Below are 12,302 nucleotides of genomic sequence, written 5' to 3'. Positions count from 1 at the left end.
AAAGGGGAGGAAAATATGCTTACATATTTTCAACAAAAACGATTTACTCCAATGCTGGTATCACTGTTGGTCATTATATTTGTTGTGCTGGCGGGATGCGGAAATAACGAAAAAGAAGTATCAGGAAATAAAGAAACCTCCAGCGATACAAACACATCGGATAATAAACCTTATACGATTGAACATGCAATGGGAAAAACGGAAATTAAAGGGACACCAAAGCGTGTTGTCGTATTGACGAATGAAGGAACAGAAGCACTTCTTGCTTTAGGGATTAAGCCAGTTGGGGCCGTCCAATCATGGCTGGGAAATCCATGGTACGATCACATCAAAAAAGATATGGATGGTGTGGAAGTAGTTGGAGTAGAACATGAAGTAAATGTAGAAAAAATCGCTTCATTAAAACCAGACCTAATTATCGGGACAAAAATACGCCAAGAAGCTATCTATGACAAACTACGCGCTATCGCTCCAACTGTTTTTTCCGAAACTTTAAGAGGTGATTGGAAGGATAACTTTGAATTATATGCAAAAGCACTGAACAAAGAAGAAGAAGGGAAAAAAGTGCTTAGTGCATTTGCAGACCATGTTGCAGAAGTAAAAGAAAAATTAGGGGATAAAGTGAATCAAGAAGTTTCTGTGGTTCGATTTATGGCTGGAACTTCCCGGATATATTATACGGACTCCTTTTCAGGTGTAATTTTGGATGAATTAGGATTCAAACGTGCCAAACAGCAAAAATCACTTTTCACTGCTGATAATCAGCTTGGTAATCTTGCTATTGAAGTAGGAAAAGAGGCTATTCCGAAAATGGATGCAGATATCCTTTTCTACTTTACCTATGCTCCACAAGATGACCAAAAAGCCTTAGATACAGCAAAAGAATGGACAAGCGACTCCCTGTGGAAGAACCTAGATGTGGTCAAAAAAGGAAATGCTTATGAAGTAAGCGATGCAGTATGGAATACAGCAGGCGGGGTTATCGCAGCTAATCAAATGCTAGATGAACTGGAAGAGATCATGCTAAATAAATAACTACCCTAAAGAAAGACGCGATAAGCCACCCCCAATAAAGCCCGGCAATTATACGGAGATACTAACGTGATTTCGTATAATTGATTGGGCTTTATTAGTTTTAAATAATCCCCCCTCAGCCTTGCTAAACAGATGAAAAATCAAAAAAAGCCTCTCTTCTTCCTTCTATTCGACTATTTACGAGAAAATCAATTTATCCTGACTCCTCAAATAGCTCTATTAGAATCTACCTTGATCTTATATTAAATTTCTCCATTTAGAATTTGCAGTAGGGATTGAAGCAACAGAAACTTTCCTTAAATAATAGGGACAGTTTGCAAATATATGTAAGTTAATTTCCACAAAAGAGAATATATGTTCCATCAAGTTGTTCAACATGATATAATCCAATTGCTAATATTAGAAAATTACTGATAACAAATTCAAAATAAAAGTGAATAAAAAGGATTGTAACAATAAATATATGGGGGAAATACATAGTGAATGAATTTTATAAAGCCTTATCCTTTGTAAAAGAAAATTTTTATGAACCAAATCATTTTATTATAAAATCTATCCAAGAAGAAGCTCAAAATTCTGATTATGGGGCCGGAATATTTCAGCTGAATTCAAAATCTGTTAGATTTAGAGTGGCAAAAACTACCCCCAATAAGGTAGGTCAGTTTGTTGCCTTCTGGGAAAAAGATGATGCTAATAAAAACCAAGCCTTTTCATGTGACAAAGCGACTGATTTATTGGTAATTAATACATTTGCTAGTGGAAATAGATTGGGACAATTTGTTTTTCCAAAGGAAGTACTCTTGAAACATAATATTCTTAAAACGGCTACTTCCAAAGGACAAATGGCCATGAGAGTTTACCCTCTATGGGATAAACCTACTAATAAACAAGCTATTAATACGCAAAAATGGCAATTAGAGTATTTCTTTGAAATTAATAATCCCAATAATCCTCATCCGGATGTCCTGCAATTATATTCCTAAAGGACAGAATTTTAAAATAAAAGGACAAAAATTATGTTATATGAGTAATTCCGCTTAATCTCTAGGGATTATCCATAACTAGACGGGAGCGCCTTTTTTATGTCACTAAAAGGGAGCACAAAATAGGAATCTAGGAAAAAAATTATGATGTGAGGATGAACTTAAGCTGGAACAAAAGAAAAGCCGCATTTTGAAAATACGGCTTTACTATTTCAATGAATAATTGTTTTTTTGCTATATTTATGCTGCCGATTGTTTTTCTGCTTTGTACTTAGGTAAACTTATGACTCCTGAAGAAGTTAAAACGCCTAATATGACTAACAATGCTCCCAAAATCTGAAATACCTTTATCGGTGTTCCAAAGGCAAATGAAATAGTCATTGTTACTACTGGAACAAGATTAAAAAATAAGGAAGTTTTACTCGCACCAATCTCCTTCATTCCCTGATTCCACCATAGATATCCCAAAACACTTGTAAATAAAGCCATGAAAGCAATTGCTCCCCAAGCTTCAATGGGAATATTCGGTATAGACACAGGATTAGAGGTGAATAGGGATACTACTATTAGACTGACGGCACCGATAACCATTGTGTAAGTGGTTGTAGATAGAGGAGTGCCATTCTTTATAAATTTACGTCCAATCACACCATAAAGTGCCCAGCAAACATTACCTGCAAAGATAATTACATCTCCAATTGAAATAGAAAGGGTTGTTATGGTTTCTATAGAACCCTGTGTAATGACTAATAAAACACCGAGGAAAGCAAAGCATATGCCAAATACTTGTTTTTTTGTAATATGATCCTTTAAAATAATTCGAGCAAAAATAGTTGTTAATAAAGGATTTAGACCCATAATTAATGCCCCATTAACAGGTGAAGTATATTTTAAACCTATAAAAAACAAAGCATTAAATCCAAAGATACCTATAAGCCCAAGAACAATATATATAACTATATTTTGTTGTAATTGACTTTTCTTTATCCCTTCAGTAAAAATCAAAATAATGAGCATAACTGCAGCAGCCACTCCGAAACGCCAAGCCGCAGCAGATGATGGAGAAAAATAAACAACAGTATACTTTGCAAGATTAAAAGTAGCTCCTGTAAAAACGGAGAATCCAAGCAACATCAGGTATATATTTAAATGTTTCATTTATTTCCCTCATTCTGTTTCAAAATTGAATAATATGTATCCAGTTTTAGCTTTGTTATGGAAGTCACTTCTTCGAGTTCCTTCTTTTTAATTTCCATTTTTTCTAAGTGCTTGGTTAAAATCTCAATACGTTTATTTATAGACGGAGTAAGTTGTGTCGGCTCCGCATTCGAACTGATTTTTTCTAAAATACATCCGTCTTTGACAAATTCATTAATATCTTCTAGAGACATACCTGTATCCTTTAAACTTTTCAGAAATTTCATGAACTGAATATCAGTTTCCGTATAAAGACGTCTTCCACCGTTGTTTCGTTTTGGTGAGGGCAGTAACCCTATGTTTTCGTAATACCTTAATGTATATGCGCTAATACCAGACTCCTCAGCAGCTTTACTAATGGAATACAACAATATCATCCCTTTCTATTATTTAAAGTTAGTTTATAACTTAGAGTTTACTCTAAGTCAAGAAAATAAATGTATAAACAAAGAGGAGGAATAATTGAGATATTTTTCTTATACTAGCAAATGCAAATTTATTGGCTAAGTTTGTAAGTGGGATAAAAAGGATAGCTTTAATGTTTGTGAGCATATACGAGATTGTTAGAAAAAATGGGAGATTCTTTAAAGAGGTCCATTGTGTCGCTAAAATCTAAAATCGGCAGGAAGATTTTAGTAGATATATATGCAAAGAGCATATAACAAGAAATATTAGAGGTATTTGAAACAATATGTGTTATTATTCCGTATACTTCTTATTGTCTAGGACATTTCTTTTTTATATCACAAACTGTTATCAAGAATTTAGATAATAAAAAGCTTGATAACGATGAAAACCATGGATGGATTGGAGGAATTATCTTGCGTAAGGTAGAAATATTTTCATACGATGAAAAATGGAAGCAAATGTTTAAAGAAGAAGCAGCGAAGCTACAAACCATCTTTGGAAATGAAATTGTAGATATTCATCACATTGGCAGTACTTCTGTTCCAGGGTTAAAAGCAAAACCAATAATAGACATAATGCCTGTTGTTAGAGATATTAACACAGTTGATAATTATAATATTTATATGCAAGAAATCGGCTATGAGCCGAAAGGAGAAAACGGTATACCTAAACGGAGATATTTTCAAAAAGGCGGGGAAAATCGCACTCATCATGTTCATATTTATCAAACTGGAAGTTATGAGATAAAAAGGCACTTAGCTTTTCGCGATTATTTGATTTTACATACAGACTATATGAAGAAATATGCTTATCTAAAAGAAAAACTGGCTCAGCAATTCCCCTATGATATTGAGTCATACATAAAGGGTAAGAATTATCTTGTTAAGGAAATTGAACGAAAATCATTGAAATGGTATGAGGCAAGCCAAAAATGAAATAGCTAATAACTAAGCCAAGTTATTAACTAATAGTTAGCTTTTATTATTTAATAAAAAGGGCTGCATTGCTCAAATTTCCGTTCCTATAATTAATGGATCAACATAATAGAGCGCGATGCTTCAATAAAGAAGCATCGCTTATTCTTGGGCAACTAAAGGTACAGTTAAACTTACACAAGTTATTTACCTTAACCAGGTTTAATTTATATATCCAACCAATAATCGTCATTTTATATATTTTTACTCAATAAAACGATATATCATCATAATCAATATCATAGATAAGGCGTCCAACAGCTCCGATACACTTGTCTTCTAGCTGCTGCATAAACCCTATATAATGTGTTTCCCACTCATTCTCTGTTTCAACACCGTCAGCAACAATGTCTGAGAAATCTCGCATTCCCCCTCGTAATTTCTCATAAAATACAATTTTGGCTAAAATAGCTAATTCGATATCATCGAAAGTATCAAAAAGTGCATCATATTCGCCACCATAAAGACATCCCGAATTCAGTAAATCTAGATAATCATGTAATGATACAAAATGCTTCCGAATTAGTTGAACTTTTTTTTCTGTGTTGTCACTTTCCATAATACGATCTACTAAATCCCGCATTTGAATATCACTCATTCGATCATTCTCACTTAACATTAAGACCATTGTTTTTTCGGGCTCTTCGACTTCTCTGATGATCAACGTTTCGAAGCTACCGATTTCTGCTGCATTATTTACCCTTTGAATCAATTCATCTCGATACAAATTGATATAACGGGTAAGTGTTTGATCCGTTTGTAAGGTTTCCTGCAATTGATCGACCGCTTCATGAATCAACTTAGTTCTTTGTTTAGTATGACAACCTATTAACATTCTGCTCAACTGACCAAATTGAACTTCCGAAATTTTAACATTAGTAGCTTTTCCTCCGGATAGTAGTGAAAAAACAGCATTGTTTACTAAAAGCTCAAATATGTTGAATAGCTCAATTCGATAATTAAAGCGACATATTTTCCCGAAATTTGTCAAAACATACATTAAATCTTGATGACTAAAAAAGTGACAGAATCTCGTCTCCATTCGCAGTCGTTCTAAATATTGTTTCATATAAAAAACACCTTGAAGTCGCATATCATCAATGGCTAAAGGATAGTCAATACTCGCCATTGTATTTTGGGCCTCAAAAATAATATTATAATGGTTCATAAATACAGGTATTGATTCATCAATGGTCATATTATAGGCTTCAACAGGCACATCTAATTTCATCTTTTTTACTTCTTGATACAGCTGTTTGGCGTCCTCAAAGTAATGGCGAAGTAATTCAACACCTTTAGCATGTATATTCTTTATATTCTCAAAATTTATATGCGCAATAGCTTCTTCAGGATCCTTAAAATGAAGTGCATAGGCATCCATAGCATACATTAGGGATGCCATGATACCTTCCGCTGTTTCCGCTGTCACTGACGTACTTTTTCCTTGGGTATACCGCCGTATCAATTGCTGTAGAACTTGCATAATCTCTACTTGTATCTGGTAAGACTTCTGACTGGTAATAATCCCCACTCTCTGACCTTCCTGCAAAAGAGACAGGATATATTGACTTCGTTTTAACCGCGATCGATCGATAATAATATTAGAAATCGAGCGAGAGCGATCTTGTGTTTTATCTATTTCCACGCATTAATCATCACCTTCAAATAAAGAATCACGACACATCATATCCCTTCTGAAATTCTCTGCAAGTTCTTCCATTTTACTTTTTAATAGTTCTAAAGATCCTGCACAGGGTCCGTTATAAAAATCATTCATCCGTTGAATAAGTTTTACGTCCCCAATCTTATCTTCCGTTTCATTTCTAAGATAATAAAAAATCTCCTGAAGTTCATTTATCGTTTCAACATAATGCTCCCGCTCCATATAGGGTGAAGTAGAAAACACCTCAATTAATTCCTTTAACACTCCAATGTCCAGCTCAACTCTCGCATGATCACGCAGCACTTTATTTCTGAACACCACCAACGTTTTTACATCATTTGGCGTTAGAACCAAACCTCGCTCTTTCGTTTTTTCATTTAAACTAAGTAGCTCCATCACTGTCTTGGACATGTGTGATAATTGGATGGAATTCAAAATTTCGGTTAAATTCATAAGCTCTCTCCCTTCCTCTAGCCCCCTAAAAAGTTTTGACTTTTCTCCTAAATAAAGTCACTCCATGTAAAATCAACACTTAAGATACCGATAGGGTGCGAATTGGTCGTATAGTTTCTTCTAGAAGCTAATTTTGGATTACGAAAACAAATGAGATTATTATAATAACCAAACGCTCGACAAATTGATGGACGTACTGAATGAATACCACACCGATCGTTTGTTTCGTCATAGAAAATACAGGTCCCAAAATAACGCCGTTGGTGTTTTAAATCTAGACGTGTTTTTTTAGGCATAGATTTTATCTTCTTTTTTATTTTCTTCAACTCATCTTTTGTAATAGGAACAGGACCGCAACACATTCCTTTGCAGCCATTACAAGGTAGACTTTCCACTAATCTAATCATCTCCTAAAAAAGGTAAGGTGTTTAGATCCATTCAATGATATGGATTTTTTAGTTAATAACAAAATTGGAGTATAAAACGGCATTCATATGCTGTTTTATTATTCAATAGCAATAATAAAGTTGTTTCTTTAGTCACTATATATAAAAAACTGTATTTATGCTTTGCGAAGAATTAGATAAAAATTTCAATAGGAATTAAAAAAACAATTACCAGGATAAGCACTAACAAGAGATTATTCGGTCATTTTTCAGTCACATCCATTTAAAGTTGTGTTATGTTTCTTTATCGTATGAATGTAATGAAGTTTCAAGAGCTAGGAATTTTTTCAATCGTCAAATGACATCTAACTAATTTTTCAGGTGATAAATGTTCACAAATGAGTAAACAGGATTTTTCTAACATTCTCTCCATTTGATCATAAGAAAAACATAACTTCATTGGTTCGTCACTTACTGAAGCCATTTTTACCATATTTTCAACTCTATTAAGGATTCCTTTTTCTTCAAATTGACTATATAGGATTTCCAAAAGCTAATATTAACAAGATTAAACTTGACTCACCTTTCTGATACTTCATATTAGAACAAAAAAAAGGATTCCCCTGGCCAGGAGAATCCTATTATATAATCATATTCAATAAAAGTAAATTATAGCATAAATAAATTTTTTTGTCAATATTTTTGATATCCAAGAACTATATTCTATCGTAACAAAAAATAAAAAAAACGCCTCTTCCTTGAGACGTTTTAACTATTTATATTTTTCTCCAGATTAACAAGCAGTCTATTTAACTTGACTCAACTTCTATTACTTAACACTTAACTGTAATGCTTTCAGATTTTCGCGCATTGCATCTAGATAGCCTAAGTCCTTTTCTTGCAGTTCCTTAGATAAAATCTCTAAATCATATAGAATAGCTGTCTTTGTCCCTGTTTCATTAGCAACTGTTTTTGCAATTGCGGAGTTTGCTCCATGTTGGTAATAAATAACTGGAACATTATGCTCCTTAACAAGCGTTCCGATCTCTGCCATACGTGATGGACTTGGTTCTACTTCTGTAGATAAGCCGCCAATGGCAATTTGTTCTAAATTATAGCGCTTTGCAAGGTATCCGAATGCCTGGTGCTGGACGACAAAAGCACGGTTCTTGGCATCTTTTAAAGTAGTTTCATATTCTTTATCCAATGCTTGAAGTTCTTTAATGAAAGCTGCTGAATTTTTATCATAGATGTCTTTTCCATCTGGATCAGCCTTAATCAATGCATCACGAATAATCTTCACTTGCTCTTGCGCTAACACTGGATCTAACCAAATATGTGGATCGTGATTGTTATGATCATTAATAAAAACAGTCACAGGCTCTGATTCGGCAAATGTATGATGCTCCTCGTCAAATAGTGCGGCTTTCACTTCAAAGCTTTTCCCAGTCGTTTTGTATTCAAAATGGTCACTTCCTTGGCCAGATACAACTTCCCAATCTTCCTCTTCGCTGCTTCGTGTATACCAATGCCAATGATCGTAATCTGTCTTTTCTTTAAGCTCGGCAACAAGTGATACAACATCCCCTGTATGATAATGATCCGCTAATCCAACGATTTCAATCTTTTGAGCATTTGCATCACCTTCATGATCGTGATCTTTATCAGCTTCATGACCATGGTCATGGCCTTCTTCTCCATCAGCATGATCATGACTAGCTTCCTCCCCATGATCGTGGCCATGATTATTAACAACTATTTCTACCGGAGCTGACACGGCAAATTCATTATGATTATCATCATATAATACTGCTCGAACCTCGAAACTTTCGTCTGCTGCTTCATATTTAAACTTAGGCCCGCCTTGATTCGGAACAGTTACCCATTCCTTGTCCGCACTTTCTCTTGTATACCAATGCCAGTGGTCATAATCTACTTTTTCATCTAACTTTGCCGTTAATTCAATCATGTCACCAGTGTGATAATGGTCCGCTTTCCCTTGAATCGTTATTTTTTCATCACTTTCATGTTTTGCTTCTTCATCGGTATCTCCATGGCCGTGTTCATGACTATGACCTGATTCATTCGTCCCCTCTACATCTATTCCATCCGCAGTGCGTGCTATTACAAGATTATCGTTATCTATCGATTTTAATAAGCTGTTTACCCAGTACTCCATTTCTTCGCTACTATAGACGAAAACATCTGCTTTATTAACCTTTGCTACATCTTTCGCACTTGGTTCATAGTGATGGGCATCTTGCCCATCTGAGACCATTAACGACACATTTGCCCGATCTCCTGCCACTTGCTGAGTAAATTCATACATTGGGTAAAAGGAGGTCATAACTGAAATTTTATCATCCGAACTACTTTCTCCCTTTTGGCACCCTAAAAGAACTACACTCATTAGTACACTTAGAAAAATAGCTAGTAACCAATTCTTTTTCATCTTATTCTTCCTTTCATTTTCCTAAACAAAGCGTAATGATTACGATTTAAAAACTAGTATTTTCTCATTCTATTTAAATCAAAAAAACGTCGTTATTTTTAAATAATATTAATGTGCTAACATGTCCCGGACTAAACCATCAGCATCTAATTCAGATGGATAATACGTTGGCCAATTCGTGACTTCTTCTAACAGTTTCTCTCGGTCATCTCCCCAATATAGGTGGTAATGGGCAGAATCAACTGGAAAAATATTATGGTCGCTAAATTGGATATATTGAGGCATTTCCTTGGATCCATCTACTAATTTGAAAATAAAGCGTACACCTCTATTTCCTTTTTCATAGGTGAGGATTTCATATCCATCTGATTTATACTCTCCTGAATATTCTTTATCTTTCTCGAAAAAGGTCACCACATTATCCTTAATGGTAATACGATTTACATCTGTTTTATAGCCTACTGTATAGTACTCCTTATACTCTTCTTTTGTCATATCGCCATTTTCCGCTTTATGTGCAAACACTTCATCTAAATCTCCAGAAAGAAGATACGGATAAACAGACTGCCAATCGCCTTCCCAATCAGATAGTTCTCGATCCTTTACTTGATTATCATCAAAATACCCTTGATATATTTTTTTACTTGCCTCATCATGTCCATGATGATCATCAATGACGATTTGAACTGGCACCGATTGAGCAACTGCCTTATCATCACTATTGAATAAGCCTGCTTTAATTTCTAATCCATTAACTGTTGCTTCCCCTGTAAATGTTGCTGTCTCTTGGCCAGAAACAACTTTCCATTCATCATTGGCACTTTCTCGACTATACCAATGCCAATGCCAATGATCAGCATCTGTTTCTTTATCTAATACAGCTGTTAGCTCAATCTTATCTCCAGTATGATAGTGATCAGCAATTCCTTCCACTTTTATACTTTCCGGAGCTTCATGCACAAGCTGCGCTGCATCTTTTTCCTCTTTATTCGCTTTCTCTTCTTTAGTTCCTTGACACGCGGCTAAGAACACACTTAATAATAATAAGCATGAAATGCTAAATAGCAGTTTTTTCATTCTTCCCCTCTTCTCTATGTATTTTAATAAATCGTAACCATTACGTTTTATAACCTACCATTTACACCACTTTTGTGTCAAGGGTTTTTTTAGGGACAAGGGGACAGACCCCTTGTCCCTACGCTCAATGTTTAAGCGTATCCATTCTTTTATCTGTTAAAAACAAACTTGGAATAAAGATTAATGCAAGGACAATAGCTGATACTAAAAATCCAGCATGGTAACCACTAATAATTGTTGGCTGCACTCCTAGTGCTACAGTGGCGACAACGGTTGCGATAATAGCTGTCCCAAAGCTTGAGCCAAGATTTTCAATAATATTAATACCGACACTCGCTTCTGGAAGTTGATTACTGTTGAGATCTGTATAAGCGTCACTCGTCAACGGAAGCATGATTCCCCCAAAGCTGGTGCCACGAATGAATAATATGGCTGAAATCCAAATCATGCTTGTTTGGTCTGTAATAAAGATAAGTGGAATAGAACTGATAACTGAAAGAGCAAGACTGACAATAACTACGTATTTCGCACCAATCTTATCAATCATTATTCCGATTATTGGTCTTGTAACAAGCATTCCAACTCCTTGCGGAATTAATGCAAGTGCTGCTTCGAATGCCGAAAACTGCCGGATGTTTTGAAAATACAATGGAAGTATTAACATAGGTCCCATGATGGCAATGTTGGCTAAAAATAAACCAACACTGGAAACTAAGAAATTTTTGCGTGAAAACAGATTTAATGGAAGCACGCATTGATTTTTCTGGATTCGATTATATACAACATAAATAATTGCTAAAACAATACCGATTCCCATCCACACAATTGTTTCGCTATTGTTGAATGATGCATGGTTCGCAGCTTGCGTAATTCCGTAGATTAGTGCTGCACTCATTAAAGACAAATCAATTATCCCAAAAATATCGAGTTTACTATCTTTGTTGAATGGATTATAGTCTGGAACATATTTCATCATAAGCGGTACCGCAATCAAGACAATGAACACATTGATGAAGAATATCCAATGCCATGATTTACCATGAACAATGAAACCTCCGATGACGGGTCCTAAAATGGGACCTAAAATCATCGGCGTACTTACTATTGCCATCACTCTCCCCAAGTTTTCTGGACCTGCCGTTTTAACCAAAAGTGTTGACATAAGCGTGGTAATAATACTAGCGCTAAATCCTTGAAGCAAACGGAAGAAAATAAAAACTGAAATACTCCAACTAATTCCAGCAAGAACAGAAATGACACCAAAGGCGATAACTGCACCAATGAGAATTTTCTTTCCGTTATATTTGTTCATCAACCATCCAGATACTGGAACTGCCATTGCAAGGGCTAAAACATAACCTGTAATGGACCATTGAACAATATTTAATGTAGTATGGAAATCTTTAAGTAGTGTATCGACGGCGATATTCACCATGGTGGAATCAAGCATTGGAGCAATTCCTCCTATGGCAAGAGCCCAGGCAGCCGCCAGCATTTCTTTTGGTAATCCTGATTGCCTAACTTTATCTTTTGACATATTATTATCCTTTCAAATATTTTAGTTTCCTTGTCAACAAAATATAACATCACTTTTGTTTCTTTGTCAACAATATGTAAAAAAAAACAGCCCTTTTTATATAATTGGGCTGTCTGTTCACTTATTATTGCAATTTT

11 protein-coding genes and 1 pseudogene are annotated in these 12,302 nt (G+C 35.1%); 3 read left to right on the top strand and 9 right to left on the bottom strand.

All coding sequences use genetic code 11. The annotated features are described in order from the left end of the window. The first annotated feature begins 15 nt into the window (after window positions 1–15). Both NX902_RS04860 and NX902_RS04855 read left to right on the top strand, forming a co-directional pair. Window positions 16–1,035, top strand: a complete 1,020-nt coding sequence (locus NX902_RS04860) for an ABC transporter substrate-binding protein (protein WP_095333560.1) — start codon at window positions 16–18, stop codon at window positions 1,033–1,035. A 479-nt stretch (window positions 1,036–1,514) separates the two neighbouring features. Then, window positions 1,515–2,018, top strand: coding sequence for a MepB family protein (locus NX902_RS04855; RefSeq protein ID WP_341160585.1), 504 nt, complete (start codon window positions 1,515–1,517; stop codon window positions 2,016–2,018). Between the two features lie 240 nt (window positions 2,019–2,258). On the opposite strand, the gene NX902_RS04850 is transcribed toward NX902_RS04855, so the two are convergent. Then, complete coding sequence (locus tag NX902_RS04850) at window positions 2,259–3,176, bottom strand: DMT family transporter (RefSeq protein WP_123259914.1); 918 nt, start codon at window positions 3,174–3,176, stop codon at window positions 2,259–2,261. After that, the gene (locus tag NX902_RS04845; RefSeq protein WP_053215735.1) at window positions 3,173–3,589 is read right to left on the bottom strand and encodes a MerR family transcriptional regulator; all 417 of its coding nucleotides are present in this window, start codon (window positions 3,587–3,589) and stop codon (window positions 3,173–3,175) included. Before NX902_RS04845 ends, NX902_RS04850 begins: the two co-directional genes overlap by 4 nt. A 447-nt stretch (window positions 3,590–4,036) precedes the next feature. On the opposite strand from NX902_RS04845, the gene NX902_RS04840 reads away from it, so the two are divergent. Next, window positions 4,037–4,558, top strand: a complete 522-nt coding sequence (locus tag NX902_RS04840; RefSeq protein ID WP_095333553.1) for a GrpB family protein — start codon at window positions 4,037–4,039, stop codon at window positions 4,556–4,558. Window positions 4,559–4,805: 247 nt separating this feature from the next. On the opposite strand, the gene NX902_RS04835 is transcribed toward NX902_RS04840, so the two are convergent. The 7 genes and pseudogenes from NX902_RS04835 to NX902_RS04805 form a co-directional block, all read right to left on the bottom strand. Beyond that, complete coding sequence (locus NX902_RS04835) at window positions 4,806–6,242, bottom strand: DUF6179 domain-containing protein (protein ID WP_095333550.1); 1,437 nt, start codon at window positions 6,240–6,242, stop codon at window positions 4,806–4,808. Between the two features lie 3 nt (window positions 6,243–6,245). Then, the gene (locus NX902_RS04830) at window positions 6,246–6,713 is read right to left on the bottom strand and encodes a DUF6323 family protein (RefSeq protein WP_047943282.1); all 468 of its coding nucleotides are present in this window, start codon (window positions 6,711–6,713) and stop codon (window positions 6,246–6,248) included. A 47-nt stretch (window positions 6,714–6,760) separates the two neighbouring features. Then, window positions 6,761–7,108: a YkgJ family cysteine cluster protein gene (locus NX902_RS04825; protein WP_047943283.1), complete on the bottom strand. Its 348-nt coding sequence runs from the start codon at window positions 7,106–7,108 to the stop codon at window positions 6,761–6,763. 361 nt (window positions 7,109–7,469) lie between these two features. Then, a pseudogene (locus NX902_RS04820) lies at window positions 7,470–7,628 on the bottom strand (class I SAM-dependent methyltransferase); the annotation flags it as partial. 300 nt (window positions 7,629–7,928) lie between these two features. Next, complete coding sequence (locus NX902_RS04815; protein WP_341160583.1) at window positions 7,929–9,551, bottom strand: metal ABC transporter solute-binding protein, Zn/Mn family; 1,623 nt, start codon at window positions 9,549–9,551, stop codon at window positions 7,929–7,931. A 108-nt stretch (window positions 9,552–9,659) separates the two neighbouring features. Continuing rightward, the gene (locus NX902_RS04810) at window positions 9,660–10,628 is read right to left on the bottom strand and encodes a ZinT family metal-binding protein (RefSeq protein ID WP_095333545.1); all 969 of its coding nucleotides are present in this window, start codon (window positions 10,626–10,628) and stop codon (window positions 9,660–9,662) included. 124 nt (window positions 10,629–10,752) lie between these two features. Continuing rightward, the gene (locus NX902_RS04805; protein ID WP_341160582.1) at window positions 10,753–12,165 is read right to left on the bottom strand and encodes an MDR family MFS transporter; all 1,413 of its coding nucleotides are present in this window, start codon (window positions 12,163–12,165) and stop codon (window positions 10,753–10,755) included. Window positions 12,166–12,302: the final 137 nt, after the last annotated feature.

Source organism: Niallia sp. FSL W8-0954 (assembly GCF_038005605.1).
Lineage (GTDB): Bacteria > Bacillota > Bacilli > Bacillales > Cytobacillaceae > Niallia > Niallia circulans_A.
The sequence above is the reverse complement of the archived record's forward strand: the minus strand, read 5'-3'. Positions and strand labels throughout refer to the sequence as shown.